Origin of the sequence: Streptomyces sp. NPDC050263, from assembly GCF_040655955.1 — a bacterium.
Classification (GTDB): Bacteria; Actinomycetota; Actinomycetes; order Streptomycetales; family Streptomycetaceae; genus Streptomyces.
Genome location: NZ_JBFAKW010000019.1, coordinates 57,950 through 76,903, shown reverse-complemented (window position 1 = coordinate 76,903; position 18,954 = coordinate 57,950). Strand labels below are relative to the sequence as shown.

The following is an 18,954-nucleotide window of genomic DNA, read 5'->3' as shown; positions in this document are numbered from 1 at the left end:
GTGTTCCCTGTCACAGTCATGAGGCATGAGCACCAGGACCGGACCCCAGCACTACCCGGGCGCGAACCGCGACCACTGGTACCAGGACGACTTCGGCGGCGACCGCATGGAGGTCAACGTCATCGTCCTGCACACCACGGAGGGCGGCTCGCTGCCCGACTACCAGGGCGGCGCCGTCGCACCCAACCTGACGGCGGTGCCGGACTTCGCCGCCAAACGGCTGAAGTGGTACCAGCACTTCGACATCGACGTCTCCTCGCGTGCGCTGGCCAACCGCAAGGGCGGCGTCGAGACGAACACGCTGAACGTCTGCCAGGCGGAACTCGTCGGCACCTGCGACCCCGACCTGCACGCCAAGTGGAAGGCCCGCGGGCAGGCCCACGTGTACTGGCCGAAGGCTCCGGAGTGGGCGCTGCGCGCGGTCGCCCAGTACCTGGCGTGGATGCACATCCACCACGACGTGCCGCTGCGCGGGCCGACGCTGTGGCCTGCCTATCCGAAGTCGGCGGGGAACGGGGGCGGTCAGCGGATGGGCGGCGAGCGGTGGAACGGGTTCAAGGGGGTGTGCGGGCACATGCACGTCCCCGAGAACGCGCACGGGGATCCGGGAGCGATCGACTTCGAGGCCCTGCTCGGCTTCGCGAAGGCGGCGGCCCAGGACTGACGGCCGTTCGCCGAACACCCCGACCCCGCTCACTCGGAACCGGCGGCCGCCTCCCCCAGCTTCGCGAGCGCGGCCGCCAGCCGGGCCTTCCGGGTCCGCGGGGTCCGGGCCCGCAGCAGACCGAGGACGAGGAGGTACCGGTCCGTCCGGCCGAGCGCGTCGAACACCGCCCTGGCCCGCGGGTCGGCCGCCAGCGCGGCCACGAGTTCCTCGGGGACGGCCGCCTCCTTCTGCGAGGCGTACGCCGCGGCCCACCGTCCGTCCGCCTGCGCGGCCGCCGCCTCGGCCAGACCGCCTGGACGCATCCGGCCCTCGACGGTCAGCTCCGCGACCCGCCGCACGTTGACCGCCGACCAGAGGCTGCCCGGTCGCCGCGGGGTGATCCGCTGCAGGTAGCGGACGCCGTCGAGCCCCTTGCGCTGCCCGGTGATCCAGCCGTGGCACAGGGCGACGTCGTTGACCTCGGCGGCGGTGACGGAGGGCAGCCCGGCCCCCTTCTTCGCGACCTCGGCCCAGAGGCCGGGGTGCGGGGCCGGGTGCTCGGCGAGCCAGGCGTCGAGGGCGGCGGCGGAGTCGAAGGCGAGGGACGCCGGGCGCTGGGGGTCGACTGCTGGGGTCATGAGAGCACGGTAGGGCCGCTATAGGCCTGAAACTGTCCTAGAGGACCCGGCCGCCGCGTCCGCGCCACGCCCCGCCGCGTCCCCGCCGCGGTCTCCCGCCACCCCGTCGCCGTCCGAAGGGCGGAATCGCGTGGACACGGCTCGGAGCGGTCGCCCATGATCCTGGCCATGATCCGAGCCGCCGCCCCGAACGACGTACCCGAGATCCGCGCGATGATCCGGGAGCTCGCCGCGTACGAGAAGGCCGTCGAGCAGGCCAGGGCCACCGAGGAGCAGTTGCGCGAGGCGCTGTTCGGGGAGCATCCCGCGGCCTTCGCACTGATCGCCGAGGACGACGGCGGCACGGGCGAGGTGCTGGGGTTCGCCCTGTGGTTCCCCCGCTTCTCCACCTGGACCGGGACCCGGGGCATGCATCTGGAGGACCTCTATGTGCGGCCGCAGGCGCGGGGCGGCGGCCATGGCAAGGCCCTGCTCGCCTCGCTCGCCGCGCTCTGCCGGGAGCGGGGCTACGAGCGGTTCGAGTGGTGGGTGCTGGACTGGAACGAGTCGGCGATCGACTTCTACGAGTCGCTCGGGGCGGAGTTCCTGGAGGAGTGGAAGGTCTGCCGGCTGAGCGGTGAGCCCCTCGGCGCGCTCGCCGGCCTCGCCCCTGCCCCCGCCGCCGTCCCCACCCCCGCCACCGCCCCCGTTGCCGGGCGTGGCTGAATCAGCCCCCTTGTGCGAGGGGTCACAGCGTTCTCATAATCCAGCAACAGATTTGACCTGACCATGCCAGCGCATGGGCATTTCTTTGTCCATCGAGTTGACATGCTCTCGCCAAAATCGACCCCCCACGGAAGGCAGCACCCCTTGAAGAAGCTCCTCACGGCGTTCAAGAGATTCGCCGCCGTCGGCGCGGCCGCCCTCGCGATCGCCAGCCTCCAGCCCCTCTCGTCCGCACAGGCCGCCCCCTCGCCCGTCGTCGGCGGAACCCGTGCCGCGCAGGGCGAGTTCCCGTTCATGGTCCGGCTCTCCATGGGCTGCGGCGGGTCCCTGCTCACCCAGCAGATCGTGCTCACGGCCGCGCACTGCGTCAGCGGGACCGGCGCCAACACCAGCATCACCGCCACCGCCGGCGTGGTGGACCTGCAGTCCACCACCGGCCGGGTCCAGGTGAAGTCGACGTACGTGTACCGGGCCCCCGGCTACAACGGCAACGGCAAGGACTGGGCGCTGATCAAGCTCGCCTCGCCCATCACCACCCAGGCCACCCTGAATATCGCCACCACCACGCAGTACAACACCGGCACCTTCACCATCGCCGGCTGGGGTTCGGCCACCGAGGGCGGGGCCCAGCAGCGCTACCTGCTCAAGGCCACCGTGCCGTTCGTGAGTGACGCGACCTGTCGTGCGTACAGCGGCTACAGCGGCCTCGTCGCCGGCGACGAGATCTGCGCCGGGTACGCGGCCGGCGGCACCGACACCTGCCAGGGCGACTCGGGCGGCCCGATGTTCCGCCGGGACTCCGCCAACGCGTGGATCCAGGTCGGCATCGTGAGCTGGGGCATCGGCTGCGCCCGGGCGAACGCCCCCGGCGTCTACTCCGAGGTGTCCACCTTCGCCTCGGCGATCACCGCCGCGGCCGCCACGCTCTGACGCGACGCCGCCACTCTCCGCACGAAGGGCACGGGCCCGGCGCCGACCTGCGCCGGGCCCGTGCCCTTGCCCGTCTCCTGCCCGGGTCTCAGAACCCTCCGCCGAAGTCGCCCCCGCCCCCGCCGAAGTCCCCTCCCCCGCCGCCGAAGCCGCCGAAGTCACCGGCGTCGAAGTCGGCCCCGGAGACGTCGCCGCCCTCGTGACCGCCGCCGAAGTCGCCGTAGCCGGCGCCGTAGTCGGAGGCGTACGACGGGGTGGCCATCATGGAGCCGAGCATCGTGCCGACGAGCAGGCCTGGCAGGATGCCGCCGCCGAAGTAGCCGCCCGCCCAGGGGCCGTAGGCGGGGCCGGCCTCCCAGTACGGGCGGCGGCCGTAGTCGCTGTCGACCTCGCGGATCACCGGGTCGCGGCCGTCGGCCAGCCGGGTCGCGTCCGCCGCGCAGACCGGGACCTCGCGGGTGGCGCCGCCGGACGGCGTCCACGTGGCGTCGGCGACCGAGGGCCCGTGACGGGGGTCGAAGAAGCAGGGCGGACGGCGCTCGGGCAGGGGCCGTCCCTCGCGGCGGGCGGCGAGCTGGGCGAGGGAGAAGCGGCCGTCCTCCACCGCCTCGGTGACGGCGCGGACGTCCTGAGGTCTCGTCGCGTCGGCCATGCGCGACTTCGCCTGCTCGTAGGCGTCCAGGGCGCGTTCGCAGTCGGCGCGCATCGAGTCGTCGGCGCCCGGCTCGGACGGGTGGAAGTCCAGCCGGTCGAGTTCCTCGCCGAAGGCCGTGATGTCCTCGTCGACGACGACCCGCAGCCGTTCGAGGGAGGCCCGCTGCTCCTGCTCGTGCCGCCGGCGGTTGCGCCGCACGAGGGTGTACGCGCCCGCGCCGCCGGCCACCAGGACCGCACCCGCCGCGATCAGCGCGGTGGACGAGACGCCGTCGCCGCCGCCCGAGGAGCTCCAGCTCGCGGGAGCCGAGCCGCCCATGTCGGCCAGCGCGCGGTCGGTGAAGTCGGCCAGCTGCGTCTTGGCGTCGCTCTCGCCCCGGACGCTGGTGACCAGGTTCTGGACGGCCGTGCGCGACATGACGGAGGAGTCGGCGCGGGCGTCGAAGCGGTCGCCGAGCCGGATCGCGTAGAGGCCGGTGACGCCGGTGGCGGTGCGCAGGTCGGTGAAGAGGTCCGCCGTGGGGTGACCGGCGGGCAGGACGGCGACGAACAGGGGCTTGTCGGCCTCCTCGATCTGCCGCTGGAGCGCGTGCGCGTCCGCCTGGGACAGCTGGGCGCTCGCGGCGGGATCGACGTAGACCGGGCTCTCGCGGAGCGAGTCGGCGATGGTCGCGAGGCTCGTCGAGGCCGCGGTGGCTCGCGGGGCGCCCGCCGACAGCACGGTCAGGACCGTCAGGACGGCGAGCGCCAGTGCGAGCAGCAGTCCGGTGAGGCCTCGGGGAGGCCGGGTCGGGGTCGCGACCTTCATACCTCGAAGCTACCCGAAACCTGCCCATACCAGACATGCCGTGGACCAGGAACTACTCCGCCGGGTCCACGCCCGCCTTCAGCAGCCCGTAGGTGCACGCGTCCTCCAGAGCCTGCCAGGAGGCCGCGATGACGTTCTCGGCGACGCCGACCGTGGACCACTCGCCGGCGCCGTCGGTCGTGGAGATCAGGACGCGGGTGGTGGACTCGGTGCCGTGCACGCCCTCCAGGATGCGGACCTTGTAGTCCACCAGCTCGAGCTTGGCCAGCTGGGGGTAGATCTTCTCCAGGGCCACGCGCAGCGCGCGGTCCAGGGCGTTGACCGGGCCGTTGCCCTCCGCCGTCGCGACGATCCGCTCGCCCTTGGCCCACAGCTTGACCGTGGCCTCGTTGGCGTGGGTGCCGTCGGGGCGGTCCTCGACGATGGCGCGCCAGGACTCGACCTCGAAGTACTTCAGCGGCCTGCCCTCGACCTCGGCGCGCAGCAGGAGCTCGAAGGAGGCGTCCGCGGCCTCGTAGGTGTAGCCCTTGAGTTCGCGTTCCTTGACCCGCTCCACGACCCGGCCGACCACTTCGCGGTCGTCGCCGAGGTCGACGCCCAGCTCCTTGCCCTTGAGCTCGACCGAGGCGCGGCCGGCCATGTCGGAGACCAGCATCCGCATGGTGTTGCCGACCTGCTCGGGGTCGATGTGCTGGTAGAGGTCGGGGTCGACCTTGATGGCCGAGGCGTGCAGGCCCGCCTTGTGGGCGAAGGCCGAGACTCCCACGTACGGCTGATGCGTGGACGGCGTGAGGTTGACGACCTCGGCGATGGCGTGCGAGATCCGGGTCATCTCGCGCAGCTTGCCCTCGGGCAGCACCTTCTTGCCGTACTTCAGTTCCAGGGCGGCGACCACCGGGAACAGGTTGGCGTTGCCGACCCGCTCGCCGTAGCCGTTCGCCGTGCACTGAACGTGCGTCGCGCCCGCGTCCACCGCGGCGAGGGTGTTGGCGACCGCGCAGCCGGTGTCGTCCTGGGCGTGGATGCCGAGGCGGGCGCCGGTGTCGGCGAGGACGGTGGAGACGACGGCCTGGATCTGCGCCGGGAGCATGCCGCCGTTGGTGTCGCAGAGGATGACGACGTCCGCGCCGGCCTCGGCGGCCGCCCGGACGACCGCCTTGGCGTACTCGGGGTTCGCGCGGTAACCGTCGAAGAAGTGCTCGCAGTCGACGAAGACCCGGCGGCCCTGGCTCTTCAGGAAGGAGACCGTGTCGCCGACCATCGCCAGGTTCTCGTCCAGCGTCGTGCGCAGGGCCAGTTCGACGTGCCGGTCATGGGACTTCGCGACCAGGGTGATCACCCCGGCGCCCGACTCCAGCAGTGCCCTGACCTGAGGGTCCTCCGCCGCCTTGGCACCGGCCCGGCGGGTCGCGCCGAAGGCGACCAGCGCCGCGTGCTTGAAGTCGATCTCCGCCTGCGCACGGGCGAAGAACTCGGTGTCCCGGGGGTTGGCGCCGGGCCAGCCGCCTTCGATGAAGCCCACTCCGAAGTCGTCCAGGTGCCGGGCGATGGCCAGCTTGTCGGCGACGGTGAGGTTGATGCCCTCACGCTGCGCGCCGTCGCGCAGGGTGGTGTCGAAGACGTGGAAGGTGTCGTCGAGTTCGCTGGTTTCGGTCATGGTCTGAAGGCTCCTGTGTTGGATCTCGGTCGTTACCGGAATGACCGGCTCCACCATCCCCCCATGGTCCCTCGCGCTCTCGCTCCTGGCTGTGGGTGGGCCAGAAACGCGAAAAACCTCTCGCGGGTGCGAGAGGTCTGCGCGCGGGTCGAGGACACGATGTCCGCTCGTACCTTGTCGTACGGAGCGGTCACTGCGGACCGGCGCGCCTGCTGCCAATAATCATGGCGAACGAGAGCACGGGGGAAGTCTGGCACAGACCGCCCCCGCGCTCACGGGTGTCTCAGAATGCGAGCAATGCGCCCATCGGCGATCACCCGCGAGGGCGTCAGCCCAGTTCGTGCATCCAGCCGTGCCGGTCCTCGGCCGTGCCGCGCTGGATGTCCAGCAGGGCCTGGCGGAGCCTGAGGGTGACCTCGCCGGGCTCGCCGTCCGACTGCCGCCACTCGCCGCCGGTGCGCTTGACCGTGCCGACCGGGGTGATCACGGCGGCGGTGCCGCAGGCGAAGACCTCCTTGAGGGTGCCGTTCCGCGCGTCGCGCTGCCACTGGTCGACCGAGACGCGGCCCTCCTCGGCCCGGTAGCCGAGGTCGGCGGCGACGGTGAGGAGGCTGTCGCGGGTGACGCCCTCCAGGATGGAGCCGGTCAGGGACGGCGTGACGATCCTGTCCTCGTACACGAAGTACAGGTTCATGCCGCCGAGTTCCTCGACCCACTTGCGCTCGACCGCGTCGAGGTAGCAGACCTGGGCGCAGCCCTGCTCGGCGGCCTCGGCCTGGGCGAGCAGGGAGGCGGCGTAGTTGCCGCCCGTCTTGGCGTCGCCCATGCCGCCGGGGACGGCGCGGACGTGCTCCTCGGAGACCCAGATGGAGACGGGCTTCACGCCGCCGGGGAAGTAGGCGCCGGCCGGGGAGGCGATGACCAGGAAGAGGTACTCGTTGGCCGGCTTCACGCCGAGGCCGACCTCGGTCGCGATCATGAAGGGGCGCAGGTAGAGGGACTCCTCGCCGCCGTGCGCGGGCACCCAGTCCTTGTCCTGCCCGACGAGGGCGTCGCACGCCTCGATGAACGTCTCGACCGGCAGCTCGGGCATGGCCAGGCGTCGGGCGGAGCGCTGGAAGCGCTTGGCGTTCCGGTCCGGGCGGAAGGTGGCCACGGAGCCGTCGGGGCGGCGGTAGGCCTTCAGGCCCTCGAAGATCTCCTGCGCGTAGTGCAGGACCATGGTGGCCGGGTCGAGGGGGATCGGCGCGTACGGAACGAGCTGGCCGTCGTGCCAGCCGCGGCCCTCGGTCCACTTGATCGTCACCATGTGGTCGGTGAAGTGGCGGCCGAACCCCGGATTCGCCAGAACGGCCTGCCGCTCGGCGGCGGAGGTCGGGCTGGCGGAGGGCTTGAGCTCGATCGTGGGCGTCGTCATGAGTGGGTGTCCTTCACCGGTTGTGTAGTGACGGGCCGCGCTCACGTCCGAACGGCCGGTGGCCGGTGCCAGGACGTCCGAGCATTCCCTCATACCGCGGCTCCGCGTTCGATTATCGCAAGCGGGGCACGAGGAAGAAAACGGCGTGAATGCGACCCAGGGTTGATGGTGGCACCCGGCCGGACGTACGAGAAGCCGCCGGGTGCGAATGCGACCCGGCGGCTTCGAGATGTTTCGTGCAGCGCGGGGTCAGCCGGCTACTCGTACGGAGAGCGCGTCACCGATCTCGGAGGTGCTGCGCGCGGGCAGCGAGCCGCGCTCCGAGAGGTCGGCGGAGACGGCCTCCTCGATGCGGACCGCTTCCGCGTCGTAGCCGAGGTGACGCAGCAGCAGGGCGACGGACAGGACCGTGGCGGTGGGGTCGGCCTTGCCCTGGCCGGCGATGTCCGGGGCCGAGCCGTGCACCGGCTCGAACATGGACGGGAACTCGCCGGACGGGTTGATGTTCCCGCTCGCGGCGACGCCGATGCCGCCGGAGACGGCTGCGGCGAGGTCGGTGAGGATGTCGCCGAAGAGGTTGTCGGTGACGATGACGTCGAACCGGCCCGGGTCGGTGACCAGGTAGATGGTGGCCGCGTCGACGTGGATGTAGTCGGTGGTGACCTCGGGGAACTCCTCGGCCACCTGGTTGAAGACGTTCGTCCACAGGTGACCGGCGAAGGCCAGCACGTTGTTCTTGTGGACCAGCGTCAACTTCTTGCGGGGGCGGGCCTGGGCGCGGGCGAACGCGTCCCGGACGACGCGCTCGACGCCGAAGGCCGTGTTCACGGAGACCTCGGTGGCGACCTCGTGCGGGGTGCCCTTGCGGATGGTGCCGCCGTTGCCGGTGTACGGGCCCTCGGTGCCCTCGCGGACCACGATGAAGTCGATCTCGGGCTGGCCTGCCAGCGGGGTGGCGACACCCGGGAGGAGCTTCGAGGGACGCAGGTTCACGTGGTGGTCGAAGAGGAAGCGCAGCTTGAGCAGGAAGCCCCGCTCCAGGACGCCGGACGGGACGCTCGGGTCGCCGATCGCGCCGAGCAGGATGGCGTCGTGCTGCTTGAGCGCCTCCGCGTCGGCGTCGGTGAGGGTCTCACCGGTGGCGTGGTAGCGCCGGGCGCCGAAGTCGTACTCCTTGGTCTCCAGCTTCACATCCTGCGGGAGGACGGCGGAGAGGACCTTGAGACCTTCGGCCACGACCTCCTGGCCGATGCCGTCACCGGGAATCACTGCGAGATTGAGGCTGCGAGACATGCGGGAACCCTACTCTTCGTCCCATGGGATGACACGGACCGTCCGCGATACGGACAGTGGCGTCGAGTGGGGGTCCAGGTGCGGCGCGGGTCCCGAAGTCCCGTTCGAGGCCCACGCCGACACCCCGTGCGGGCGCGCGGCTCCCGGACTCGTCGCTTCGGCTCAGTGGCCGGTCTCGCCGCCGTTGTCGCGGCGGTCGAGGGCGCGCTGGAGGGCGGCGGCGGCGTTCTTACGGTCGGACTCGCTCGTACGGGAGACGTGGCGGACTCGGCGGCGGACGGTCGTCTCGGCCATGGGAAATCGACTCCTTCGAATTCCAGGGAGTGCGGAAGGGGGGTGCGAGACGCCGGTGGGCGGGGAGCGGGCCGCAGGGGTTGCCTGCACGGGGCCCGGCTCACGACCGCCATTCGCTTGATCGAGCGAGACGTTCGGCTCCTACAAAGCTAAGCGAGGAGCGCGCGCCTGTCTCTACAAGTACTCGGACTTCCTACTATCTGAGACGGCGAACACTCTCCGTCATGTCTGCATGGCGGAGAGTGCGGCCGGTGGACGGGCGGAACGGAGGTCAGCCCATGTGCGGGTACGCGTAGTCGGTCGGCGGGACCAGGGTCTCCTTGATGGCGCGGGTCAGCGTCCAGCGCATCAGGTTCTGCGGGGCGCCGGCCTTGTCGTCGGTGCCGGAGGCACGGCCGCCGCCGAAGGGCTGCTGGCCGACGACCGCGCCGGTCGACTTGTCGTTGACGTAGAAGTTGCCGGCCGCGTAGCGCAGCTTCTCCATCGTGTACGCGGCGGCCGCGCGGTCGTTCGCGATGACCGAGCCGGTGAGCGCGTAGTCGGACACCGACTCCATCTGCGTCAGCATCTCGTCGTAGGCGTCGTCCTCGTAGACGTGCACGGCGAGGAACGGGCCGAAGTACTCGGTCGTGAAGACCTCGTTCGCCGGGTCGGTGCACTCGACGACGGTCGGGCGGACGAACCAGCCGACCGAGTCGTCGTAGGAGCCGCCCGCGACGATCGTGCAGGTCGGGTCCGCCTTCGCGCGGTCGATGGCGGCCTTGTTCTTGGCGAAGGAACGCTCGTCGATGACCGCCCCGATGAAGTTGGCGAGGTCGGTGACGTCGCCCATGGTCAGGTGGTCGACCTCGGCCGCGAACTCCTCCTTGAAGCCGGAGTTCCACAGGGAGGCCGGGATGTAGGCGCGGGAGGTGGCGCTGCACTTCTGGCCCTGGTACTCGAACGCGCCGCGCGTGAGGGCGGTCTTGAGGACCGCGCGGTCGGCGCTCGGGTGGGCGACGACGAAGTCCTTGCCGCCGGTCTCACCGACCAGCCGCGGGTAGGAGCGGTACTTCTCGATGTTGGCGCCGACCGTCTTCCACAGGTACTGGAAGGTCTTGGTCGAGCCGGTGAAGTGGATGCCGGCGAGGTCGCGGTGGTTCAGGGCCACCTCGGAGACCTCGATGCCGTCGCCGGTGACGAGGTTGACGACGCCCTTGGGCAGCCCGGCCTCCTCCAGCAACTGCATCAGCAGGACGGCCGCGTGGGTCTGGGTCGGCGACGGCTTCCACACGACCACGTTGCCCATCAGCGCGGGCGCGGTCGGCAGGTTGCCCGCGATGGCCGTGAAGTTGAACGGCGTGATCGCGTAGACGAAGCCTTCCAGCGGGCGGTGGTCCAGGCGGTTCCAGACGCCCGGGGAGTTCGCCGGGGGCTGCTCGGCCAGGATCCGGCGGGCGTAGGCGACGTTGAAGCGCCAGAAGTCGACCAGCTCGCAGGGACAGTCGATCTCCGCCTGCTGGGCGGTCTTCGACTGGCCGAGCATGGTGGAGGCGGCGAGCGTCTCGCGCCAGGGCCCGGCGAGCAGTTCGGCGGCGCGCAGGATGATCGCGGCGCGGTCGTCGAAGGACATCGCGCGCCAGGCGGGCGCGGCGGCGAGGGCCGCGTCGACGGCGTCCTGGGCGTCCTGCCGGGTGGCATTGGCGTAGGTGCCGAGGCGGGCCTTGTGGTGGTGCGGCTGCACGACGTCGAACCGCTTGCCGCCGCCCATCCGCCGCTCACCGCCGATGGTGCAGGGCAGGTCGACCGGGTTGTCGGCCAGCTCCTTGAGCTTGACCTCCAGCCGGGCGCGCTCGGGCGAGCCGGGGGCGTAGCCGTGCACCGGCTCGTTGACGGGGGTGGGGACCTGGGTCACAGCGTCCATGAGATCCGTAACTCCTTGAACTTGAGCGGGTGTTCGGGCTCAGCCTGTGGTGATCATGCTGCGGACGAAGAACCGCAGGTTGGCCGGCTTCTCCGCGAGCCTGCGCATGAAGTAGCCGTACCAGTCGGTGCCGTAGGCGGTGTAGACGCGCATGCGGTGGCCTTCGGCGGCCAGCCGCAGGTGCTCGTCGCTCCGGATGCCGTACAGCATCTGGAACTCGTACTCGTCGAGCTTGCGGCCGGCGCGGTGGGCGAGTTCCTGCGCGATGGTGATCAGACGCGGGTCGTGGGACCCGACCATCGGGTACCCGGCGCCGTCCATGAGGATCCTCAGGATCCGGACGTACGCCTTGTCGATCTCGTGTCTGTGCTGGTGGGCGACCTCGGCGGGCTCCTTGTAGGCGCCCTTGACCAGCCGTACCCGGCTGCCGTTCGCGGCGAGGCGGCGGGCGTCGGCCTCGGTGCGGAAGAGGTAGGCCTGGATGACGCAGCCGGTCTGCGGGAAGTCCTCCCGCAGTTCGTCGTGGATGGCGAACATCGAGTCGAGGGTGGTGTGGTCCTCGGCGTCGAGGGTGACGGTGGTGCCGATGGCGGCGGCGGCCTCGACGACCGGGCGGACGTTGGCGAGGGCCAGTTCGTGCCCTCCGTCGAGCGCCTGTCCGAACATGGACAGCTTGACGGACATCTCGACCCGCTCGCCGAGCTCCAGCTCCGCGAGCCGGTCGACCAGCGCCAGATAGGCGTCCCGGGCGGCGGCGGCCTGCCCGGGGGTGCTGATGTCCTCGCCGACGACGTCCATCGTCAGCTCCAGCCCCTCGGCGGTGAGCTCCTCGATGATCGGGACGATGTCGTCGACCGTCTCACCGGGGATGAAGCGGTCCACGACCTGTTTCGTCACCGGGGCCGCCGAGATCAGGCGTCGCATCCGGTCGCTGCGCGACGCGGCAAGAATCACGGGACCCAGCACGGGGCACCTCCACAAACCAGCAGATAGAACCACCGTGAAACCTAAGGATCCCTCCGATCGTCGGCCATCGACACCTGTCACGCATCCGTGCCGCAGATCTCAGACAGATGTATGAAGGCTTTCGGAAATGCGGGAGAATGCCCGGGTGACAGCCGACTACAAAGGCGATTACCAGGAATTGGTCGATGAGATCTCGGAGCTCCTCGGCGCTCCCGCGACCCTGGAGAACCGGGACTTCGAGCTGATCGCCTTCGGCGCGTACGACAGCGAGGGCGAGCTGGACGCGTCCGCGCTGGATCCGGTGCGCACCCGCTCGATCCTGACCCGGCGCTCCACGGCGGCCGTCCGCACCTGGTTCGAGGGCTTCGGCATCACGCGCGCCGACGGCCCGGTCCAGATCCCGCCGACGCCGGAGGCGGGGGTGTACCGGGGGCGGGTCTGCCTCCCGGTCCGCCATCGCGGGGTCGTCCTCGGTTACGTCTGGCTGCTGGACGACGATCCCGGCCCCTCGGAGGCGCAGCTGACGGCCGCGATGGCGGTGACCGGCCGGATCGGCGCGCTGCTCGCCGACGAGGCCCAGCACGGGGCCGATCTCACCCGGGAGCTGCGGGCGGTGCTGACCGCGCAGCCCGGCTGGCAGCGGGACATGGCGGTCGCGGAGCTGCGCACCGCGCTCGGCGCCCGCGCGGACGGCCCGCACACGGTGGTGTGCGTGACCCCGTGGCCGTCCGCCGACCCGGACGACGCCCCTTCCGTCCGTACGCTGCCGGGGGCCACGGCGCTGTGCACGGTGCCGTGGGGCGCCGCGTCCCAGTCCCTGGCCCTGCTGGTCCGGCTGCGCTCGACGGACACCCTCACCCCGGCGACGTCGGCGGCGGCCCGGCTCCTCGACCGGGCGGGAGAGGCCGCCGCGGGAGTGGCCGCGGGCGTGGCCGCCGGGCGCGCAGGCCTGACGGAACTCGGCGCGGCCTGGGAGGAGGCGTCGGCGTCGGCGCGGGCCGCCCTCGCGGAACCCCGCCTGGGCCCGGTCGCACGGTGGGCGTCCATCGGCCCGTACCGCCTGCTGACCGCCCTGCCGCCGCAGTCCCCCCAGGACCCGGCCGTACGCTCCCTGCTCTCCCCCGCCCACCGCGAACTCGCCCGCACGGCCGAGGTGTACCTCGACTGCGCGGGCCAGGCCGGTCGCACGGCCGCCGAGCTGGGCATCCACCGCCAGACGCTGTACTACCGGCTGTCCCGCGTGGAGCAGCTGACGGGCCTGGACCTGGACGACGGCGAGGACCGCCTGCTCCTGCACATGACCCTGAAGGCGGCCCGGCTGTAGTCGACCGGCAGCGGTTTACCGAAACGGTTTACTGAAAACGATTATCATCATGCTACTGTCGGCGCACTCGCCCACGATCACTGCCTGGGCACCCCTGTACCCGGAGGGTTCCGTGCGCCTGCCCGCTCGCCGTCTGCTTCCCGTCACCGCCCTCACGGCCGCCTCGGCGCTGCTCACCGGGTGTTTCACCGACGGCGGGGCGGTGAGCGCGGACGGGAAGCGGGTGCGGGTCGCGATGATGCAGCCGCCGCGCTCGGGGCTGTCGCCGCTCTCCGACGACGCCTTCAAGCTCTCGCGCTGGTCGACCGCGGAGACCCTCGTGAAGCTGGACGCGGACGGCGACCCGAAGGCCTCGCTCGCCACCTCCTGGCGGCAGAGCGGCCGGAGTTGGAGCTTCGAGATACGCGACGGCGTCACCTTCCACGACGGCACGAAGCTCGACGCCGACGCGGTCGTGCGGTCGCTGACCAGGGCCGCCGCCGCCGCCCCCAAGCCCCGCATCCTGGACGGCGTCCAGCTCACCGTGCGGGCCGAGGACGCCGGCACGGTCACCGTCACCACCGCCGCCGAGGATCCCCTGCTGCCGCAGCGGCTGAGCTCGCCGCAGCTGTCGATCCTCGCGGCGAAGGCGTACACGGGGAAGAGCGTGAACCCGGTCGGAGCGGGCACCGGCCCCTTCGAGCTGACGAAGGTGAACGGCACGTCCTCCGCCGCACTCGACCGCTACGACGCCTACTGGGGCGGCAAGGCCGAGGCGCCCGGCATCGACGTACGCTTCGTGCCCGACGGCACCGCCCGCGCGGCCGCCCTGCGCAGCGGCGAGGCCGACATCGTCGAGGCGGTGCCCGTCTCGCAGGCCGCGCTGCTGGACGAGGACCTGATCACCGAGGTGCCGATGCCCCGCACCAACACCCTGTACCTGAACACCGGGAGCGGCGTGTTCGAGGACGCCTCCCTGCGGGCCGCCGCCCGGGAGGCGATCGACGCCGAGTCCATCGTGCGGGGCGTCTACGAGGGACGCGCGGACGTCGCCGAGGGACTGCTCGGACCCGCGCTGCCGTGGGCGGCCGGGCTGCGCACTCCGGTGACCCGCGCGAAGGCGGGCGACCCGGCCGGCAAGTCGATCACCATCGGCACCTTCACCGACCGCGCCGAGCTGCCCGAGGTCGCCGCCGCGCTGCAACAGCAGCTCCAGAAGGCGGGGTTCGAGGTGAAGCTGGAGGTGCGCGAGTACGCCAACATCGAGGCGGACGCGCTGGCCGGCGCCTTCGACGCGTTCATCCTGTCCCGCGCCACCGTCCTGGACTCCGGCGACCCGGCCGCCTACCTCTACAGCGACTTCGCCTCCGACGGCTCCTTCAACATCGCCCAGCTCGACGACCCTTCCGTGGACGCCGCGGTGAGGAAGGCCGGCGAGACGCCCACCGGTGCGGCCCGCCGCAAGGCCGTCATCGCCGCCGAGGCCGCCGTCCTGGCCGCCGACGCGGCCGTGCCGATGCTGCACGAGCGGGTCGTCCAGGGCGACGCCGCCGGGGTCGTCGGCGCGGCGCACGACCCGCGGGAGCGGGAGCTGGTCACGGCCGCCACCTACGTCAAGTGAGCAGGCCGGTAAGGGCGTTGAGGCCGTCCCCGGCCACGGCCACCCGTGCCCTCGCGCTCCTCGCGGTGCTCGCCGCCGTGGGTCTGCTGCCCTGGCTCTCCGGTCGCGACCCCGCTCTGACCGTCCTGCGCGCCCGGTCCGCCGAGCAGGAACCCACGCAAGAGGCCCTGGACGCGATCCGGCGCGACCTCGGCCTGGACACGGGTCCCCTTTCCCTGCTGGGGAGTTGGGCCGCGGACCTGGCCCATGGCGATCTGGGCACGTCCTGGGTCTCCGGCACCGACGTCCTGCCGTCGGTCGCAGCCGGGCTCCAGGTGTCGCTGACGCTGATGGGCGCGGCCCTCGCCGTGGCGCTGCTGCTCGCCGTCGCGCTGGTCGCGCCCGTGCTGCTGCGCGGGCGGGCCTCGGCCGGTGCGAGTGCCGGTGCGGGCGCGGGCGCGGCGATGCTGGCCGCCGTACCGGAGTTCCTGCTGGCGACCGTGGGGCTGCTGCTGTGCGGGGTGTGGCTGGGCCTGCTGCCGACCTCGGGCTGGGAGGGGCCGCAGTACCTGATCCTGCCCGCCGTCGCCCTCGGCGTCCCGGCCGGCGGGCTGCTCGGCCGGCTGGTCGCGGACGCGTTGCCGGCCGTCCTGGACGAGCGGTGGGCGGAGCTGTGGCGGGGCGCCGGAGTGAGCAGGGCCCGTGTCTCGGCGGCCGCGCTGCGCCGCGTACTCCCGCCGCTGCTCCCGCAGTTCGGGATGGCCGCGGTGGGCCTGACGGGCGGCGCGGTCGCGGTGGAGACCGTGTTCGCGGTCCCCGGCATCGGCCGTACGGCCCTCGGCGCGGCCAAGTCGCAGGACCTGCCGCTGCTCCAGGGCTCGGTACTGGCCCTGCTGCTGCTCGGCCTGCTCACCGGCGCACTGGCGGCGCTCGCCCGGCGCCGGCTGCTGGGCCCGGCACTGCGGGACGCCTCGCTGAGCCTGCCTCCGGCCCGCCCGGTCCGCACCCACCCGGCGATCCCGCTCACCCTCGCAGCCGTCCTCGGGACGACGATCGGCTGGGGTCTGCTGCGCGACCCCTACGCGGTGAACACGGTCGCCCGGCTGGCCCCGCCCTCCTGGGCGCACCCGCTCGGCACCGACGGACTCGGCCGTGACGTGCTGGCCCGGCTCGGTCATGGCGCCGCGACGACCGTCGGCACGGCGGCGGCCGTCTGTCTCCTCAGCCTGGCCCTGTCGTTGGCGCTGGGCTTCCTGCCGGGCGTCGCGGCGGGCGCGGCGGACATCGCCAACGCGCTGCCCCCGGTGATCGTCGGCATCCTGGTCGCCGCGACGGCCGGGCCCGGCACCGGCGGCGCGGCCCTGGCGGTCGCGCTGATCTCCTGGCCGCCGCTGGCCGCCCACGCGGCGGCGCTGGTGCAGGAGGTGCGGGCGTCCTCGTTCCTGACGGCCCAACGGGCCATCGGCGCAACCCCGTTGTGGATCCTCACCCGGCACGTCCTCCCGTCGGTGGCGGCCCCGGTCGCCCGGCACGCCCTGCTCCGCCTGCCCGGCATCGCCCTGGCGCTGGCCTCCCTCGGCTTCCTCGGCCTGGGCGCGCAGCCGCCCGCCCCCGAGTGGGGCCTGCTCCTGGACGAATCCCGCGCCTACGTGGAACGGGCCCCGTGGGCGGCACTCGCCCCGGCGGTCGCCCTCGCCCTGCTGGCGGGACTGGCCGTGTCGGGAGCGGCGTACACCCAGGGCCGTGGCAGTGCACGCACCACAAGGAAGGAGACCCCCCTTGCACCCATCGCCCCCGCTGCCCCGGCCGGCGTCCGAGCCCCTGCTCTGCGTCCGTGACCTGCGGATCTCCGTCGGCGGCCGGGAAGCCGTGCGCGGGGTGTCGTTCGAGATCCGGGCGCGCGAGGTGTTCGCCCTGGTCGGCGAGTCGGGCGCGGGCAAGAGCCTGACCGCCCGGACGCTGCTGGGCATGCTGCCGCGACAGGCCACGACCACCGGCACGGTCCACCCCGACCTGTCCGGCGCGCGTGGCCGCCGGATCGCCCTGGTCCCGCAGGACGCGCTCTCCGCGCTGTCCCCCGTCCACCCGGTGGGCGACCAACTCGCGGCGGCCGTGCGGTCGGTGCGGGGCGTCTCCCGGCGAGAGGCCCGCGCCTTGGCTGTGGCCGCGCTGGACCGGGTGGGCATCCCCGACGCGGCCCGCACGGCACGCGCGTACCCGCACGAGTACTCCGGCGGCATGCGCCAGCGGGCGGTCATCGCGATGGCGGTCGTCAACGAGCCGGAGATCCTCGTCGCCGACGAGCCGACCACCGCGCTGGACGCCGACCGCCGCGAGTCGGTGCTGAAGCTGCTGACGGAGCAGCGGGAGGCGGTCGGCGCGGCATTGGTCCTGGTCACCCACGACATGGACGCGGTACTGCGGCACGCGCACCGGATGCTGGTGATGTACGCCGGCCGCGCGGTGGAGACGGGCCCGGCGCGCGAGATCCTGGCGCACCCGCGCGCCCCGTACACGGCGGGCCTGCTGGCCGCGCTCCCCCGACCCGAAGGCCCCCGAACCGAAGGCCCTCGGGTCGCAGGCGGCCGGCGCCGTCGGCTGCCGGCCCTCCCCGGCACCCCTCCCCCTCCCGGGGCGCTGCCGCCGGGCTGTGCGTTCGCCCCGCGCTGCCCGCTGGCCACCGAGGTCTGCCGCCGCGAGGAGCCGGCCGAGCACGAGGTCGCCGGACGCCTGGTCGCCTGCCACCGCGCGACCGAAGTCACCGACCCCTTGAGGGAGTTCGCATGACGAAGACGGCCTACCCCTTGCTGGACGTCCGTGACCTGGTCGTCCGCCACGGCACGCTGACGGCCGTCGACCGTGTCTCCTTCGCGCTGGAACCGGGCGAGACCCTCGCGCTCGACGGCCCGTCCGGCTGCGGCAAGTCCTCCACCGCCCTGGCCGTGCTCCAGCTGCGCCGCCCGGACGCGGGCGAAGTCCACTTCGAGGGACGGGAGTTGACGTCTCTCACCGAGCGCGAACTACGCCCGCTGCGTCCCCGTATGCAGCCGGTCTTCCAGGACCCGTACGGTTCCCTCAGCCCGCGCCACCGGGTCCGCGACGCGGTGGCGGAACCGCTGAAGGTGCAGGGCCGCTGGAGCGCGGCCGACGGCCCGGCCAAGGTGGCCGAACTCCTCGACCGGGTGGGCCTCGACCCGTCGTACGGCGAGCGTCGCCCGGACGAGCTGTCCGGAGGCCAGTGCCAGCGCGTCGGCATCGCCCGGGCGCTCGCCTCGCAGCCGCGCCTGCTGGTCCTCGACGAACCGGTGTCGGCCCTCGACCCGTCCGTCCGGGCCGGCGTCCTGAACCTGCTGGCCGACCTCCAGGACGAGCTGGGCCTCGGCTACCTGTTCATCTGCCACGACCGGGCGGTCGTACGGCATTTCGCGGACCGCTGCCTGGAGATGCGGGACGGGCGGATCAGCTCCTCGTGACCCCGGCGATCACCTGACTCAGGCCCTCGGTGAGCGAGTCGGCATCGGGCGCGCTCTCGGGGTCGAAGATCCACTGTGCGATGAGACCCGTCATCAGGGTCGTGTAGAACTTGCCGAGGGTGTCCAGGGTCTCGTCCGGGACGTCCTCCTCCCGCATCCCCATGAACAGTGCGACGAGGGCGCGTTCGGCATCCCGTTGCTGCTGCGCCAGGTGCTCGCGCACCGCGGGCAGTTGGTCGCCCATGGCCACGATCTCCACACTGAGGCGCCACATCGAACCTGGCCCCCGCATGGTGCCGATGATGTTCGCCCACACCTCCCGGAACCGCTCGATCGAACCGGGCTCCGCCACGATCCCCGCGGCCTCCTCGCCGTCGAAGGCTTCGGAAAGATCACCGACCAGCGACAGATACGCCTCCGCCAGCAACGCGTCCTTCGACCCGTAGTGGTAGCCGATGGACGCCAGGTTGGTCCCCGACTCCTTGACGATGTCCCGCGCGGTGGTGCGCACGAACCCCTTCTCGAGCAGGCAGCGCTTGGCGCCTTCGAGCAGATCCTCACGGTGTCCCATACGGGCCAGCGTAACCCAGGATCCATACAACCGTCCTAGACGCACGACTTACACAAGCGTTCTAGACAATCGTTTAATACGCTCGTACAGTCCTGC

17 protein-coding genes are annotated in these 18,954 nt (G+C 72.2%); 8 read left to right on the top strand and 9 right to left on the bottom strand.

Annotated elements, in window-relative coordinates; translation table 11 throughout:
* Positions 1–25 precede the first annotated feature (25 nt).
* On the top strand, positions 26–664 hold the full coding sequence (locus tag AB0J04_RS12015) for a hypothetical protein (protein WP_363168244.1): 639 nt from the start codon (positions 26–28) through the stop codon (positions 662–664).
* 29 nt (positions 665–693) lie between these two features.
* On the opposite strand, the gene AB0J04_RS12010 is transcribed toward AB0J04_RS12015, so the two are convergent.
* The gene (locus AB0J04_RS12010) at positions 694–1,284 is read right to left on the bottom strand and encodes a YdeI/OmpD-associated family protein (protein ID WP_363168243.1); all 591 of its coding nucleotides are present in this window, start codon (positions 1,282–1,284) and stop codon (positions 694–696) included.
* 168 nt (positions 1,285–1,452) lie between these two features.
* Here AB0J04_RS12010 and AB0J04_RS12005 point away from each other — a divergent pair, with 168 nt between their 5' ends.
* Together AB0J04_RS12005 and AB0J04_RS12000 are read left to right on the top strand one after the other, a co-directional pair.
* A complete protein-coding gene (locus AB0J04_RS12005) occupies positions 1,453–1,989 on the top strand; it encodes a GNAT family N-acetyltransferase (protein ID WP_363168242.1) in 537 nt (178 codons plus the stop codon).
* Positions 1,990–2,133: 144 nt separating this feature from the next.
* Positions 2,134–2,919: a serine protease gene (locus AB0J04_RS12000; RefSeq protein ID WP_363168241.1), complete on the top strand. Its 786-nt coding sequence runs from the start codon at positions 2,134–2,136 to the stop codon at positions 2,917–2,919.
* Between the two features lie 88 nt (positions 2,920–3,007).
* Here the strand turns inward: AB0J04_RS12000 and AB0J04_RS11995 are convergent, their stop codons facing one another.
* The 7 genes from AB0J04_RS11995 to AB0J04_RS11965 all read right to left on the bottom strand — a co-directional run bounded on the left by AB0J04_RS11995 (position 3,008) and on the right by AB0J04_RS11965 (position 11,911).
* Entirely contained in the window at positions 3,008–4,381 is a 1,374-nt protein-coding gene (locus AB0J04_RS11995; protein WP_363168240.1) for a hypothetical protein, read from the bottom strand.
* Positions 4,382–4,433: 52 nt separating this feature from the next.
* Positions 4,434–6,038, bottom strand: coding sequence for a citramalate synthase (gene cimA, locus AB0J04_RS11990; protein WP_363168239.1), 1,605 nt, complete (start codon positions 6,036–6,038; stop codon positions 4,434–4,436).
* A 328-nt stretch (positions 6,039–6,366) separates the two neighbouring features.
* The gene (locus AB0J04_RS11985; RefSeq protein ID WP_363168238.1) at positions 6,367–7,455 is read right to left on the bottom strand and encodes a branched-chain amino acid aminotransferase; all 1,089 of its coding nucleotides are present in this window, start codon (positions 7,453–7,455) and stop codon (positions 6,367–6,369) included.
* Positions 7,456–7,704: 249 nt separating this feature from the next.
* Positions 7,705–8,748, bottom strand: coding sequence for a 3-isopropylmalate dehydrogenase (locus AB0J04_RS11980; RefSeq protein ID WP_363168237.1), 1,044 nt, complete (start codon positions 8,746–8,748; stop codon positions 7,705–7,707).
* A 162-nt stretch (positions 8,749–8,910) separates the two neighbouring features.
* On the bottom strand, positions 8,911–9,042 hold the full coding sequence (locus AB0J04_RS11975) for a hypothetical protein (protein ID WP_015493350.1): 132 nt from the start codon (positions 9,040–9,042) through the stop codon (positions 8,911–8,913).
* 271 nt (positions 9,043–9,313) lie between these two features.
* The gene (gene pruA / locus AB0J04_RS11970; protein WP_363168236.1) at positions 9,314–10,945 is read right to left on the bottom strand and encodes an L-glutamate gamma-semialdehyde dehydrogenase; all 1,632 of its coding nucleotides are present in this window, start codon (positions 10,943–10,945) and stop codon (positions 9,314–9,316) included.
* 39 nt (positions 10,946–10,984) lie between these two features.
* Positions 10,985–11,911, bottom strand: a complete 927-nt coding sequence (locus tag AB0J04_RS11965; protein ID WP_363168235.1) for a proline dehydrogenase family protein — start codon at positions 11,909–11,911, stop codon at positions 10,985–10,987.
* A 127-nt stretch (positions 11,912–12,038) separates the two neighbouring features.
* Between AB0J04_RS11965 and AB0J04_RS11960 the strand changes: the two genes are divergently transcribed.
* From AB0J04_RS11960 to AB0J04_RS11940, 5 genes are all read left to right on the top strand, one after another.
* Positions 12,039–13,235 (top strand): helix-turn-helix domain-containing protein, encoded by a 1,197-nt coding sequence (locus AB0J04_RS11960; RefSeq protein WP_363168234.1) that lies wholly within the window; start codon positions 12,039–12,041, stop codon positions 13,233–13,235.
* Positions 13,236–13,347: 112 nt separating this feature from the next.
* Positions 13,348–14,835, top strand: a complete 1,488-nt coding sequence (locus AB0J04_RS11955) for an ABC transporter substrate-binding protein (protein WP_363168233.1) — start codon at positions 13,348–13,350, stop codon at positions 14,833–14,835.
* On the top strand, positions 14,832–16,652 hold the full coding sequence (locus tag AB0J04_RS11950; RefSeq protein WP_363168232.1) for an ABC transporter permease subunit: 1,821 nt from the start codon (positions 14,832–14,834) through the stop codon (positions 16,650–16,652). Before AB0J04_RS11955 ends, AB0J04_RS11950 begins: the two co-directional genes overlap by 4 nt.
* Complete coding sequence (locus tag AB0J04_RS11945) at positions 16,594–17,601, top strand: ABC transporter ATP-binding protein (RefSeq protein ID WP_363168231.1); 1,008 nt, start codon at positions 16,594–16,596, stop codon at positions 17,599–17,601. Before AB0J04_RS11950 ends, AB0J04_RS11945 begins: the two co-directional genes overlap by 59 nt.
* Complete coding sequence (locus AB0J04_RS11940; RefSeq protein ID WP_363168230.1) at positions 17,598–18,287, top strand: dipeptide/oligopeptide/nickel ABC transporter ATP-binding protein; 690 nt, start codon at positions 17,598–17,600, stop codon at positions 18,285–18,287. The genes AB0J04_RS11945 and AB0J04_RS11940 overlap by 4 nt, the downstream gene beginning before the upstream one ends.
* Here the strand turns inward: AB0J04_RS11940 and AB0J04_RS11935 are convergent.
* Positions 18,274–18,858, bottom strand: coding sequence for a TetR/AcrR family transcriptional regulator (locus AB0J04_RS11935; RefSeq protein WP_363168229.1), 585 nt, complete (start codon positions 18,856–18,858; stop codon positions 18,274–18,276). The two genes, AB0J04_RS11940 and AB0J04_RS11935, sit on opposite strands and share 14 nt — an antisense overlap.
* Between the last annotated feature and the right edge of the window lie 96 nt (positions 18,859–18,954).

What these genes read in the sequence shown, in the direction of transcription:
- AB0J04_RS11980 (WP_363168237.1), bottom strand. Translation starts at nt 8,748, where the DNA reads ATGTCTCGCAGCCTCAATCTCGCAGTGATTCCCGGTGACGGCATCGGC.
- AB0J04_RS11935 (WP_363168229.1), bottom strand. Translation starts at nt 18,858, where the DNA reads ATGGGACACCGTGAGGATCTGCTCGAAGGCGCCAAGCGCTGCCTGCTC.
- AB0J04_RS11940 (WP_363168230.1), top strand. Translation starts at nt 17,598, where the DNA reads ATGACGAAGACGGCCTACCCCTTGCTGGACGTCCGTGACCTGGTCGTC.
- AB0J04_RS11985 (WP_363168238.1), bottom strand. Translation starts at nt 7,455, where the DNA reads ATGACGACGCCCACGATCGAGCTCAAGCCCTCCGCCAGCCCGACCTCC.
- cimA (WP_363168239.1), bottom strand. Translation starts at nt 6,038, where the DNA reads ATGACCGAAACCAGCGAACTCGACGACACCTTCCACGTCTTCGACACC.
- AB0J04_RS11960 (WP_363168234.1), top strand. Translation starts at nt 12,039, where the DNA reads ATGCGGGAGAATGCCCGGGTGACAGCCGACTACAAAGGCGATTACCAG.
- AB0J04_RS12015 (WP_363168244.1), top strand. Translation starts at nt 26, where the DNA reads ATGAGCACCAGGACCGGACCCCAGCACTACCCGGGCGCGAACCGCGAC.
- AB0J04_RS12005 (WP_363168242.1), top strand. Translation starts at nt 1,453, where the DNA reads ATGATCCGAGCCGCCGCCCCGAACGACGTACCCGAGATCCGCGCGATG.
- AB0J04_RS11975 (WP_015493350.1), bottom strand. Translation starts at nt 9,042, where the DNA reads ATGGCCGAGACGACCGTCCGCCGCCGAGTCCGCCACGTCTCCCGTACG.
- pruA (WP_363168236.1), bottom strand. Translation starts at nt 10,945, where the DNA reads ATGGACGCTGTGACCCAGGTCCCCACCCCCGTCAACGAGCCGGTGCAC.
- AB0J04_RS11995 (WP_363168240.1), bottom strand. Translation starts at nt 4,381, where the DNA reads ATGAAGGTCGCGACCCCGACCCGGCCTCCCCGAGGCCTCACCGGACTG.
- AB0J04_RS12010 (WP_363168243.1), bottom strand. Translation starts at nt 1,284, where the DNA reads ATGACCCCAGCAGTCGACCCCCAGCGCCCGGCGTCCCTCGCCTTCGAC.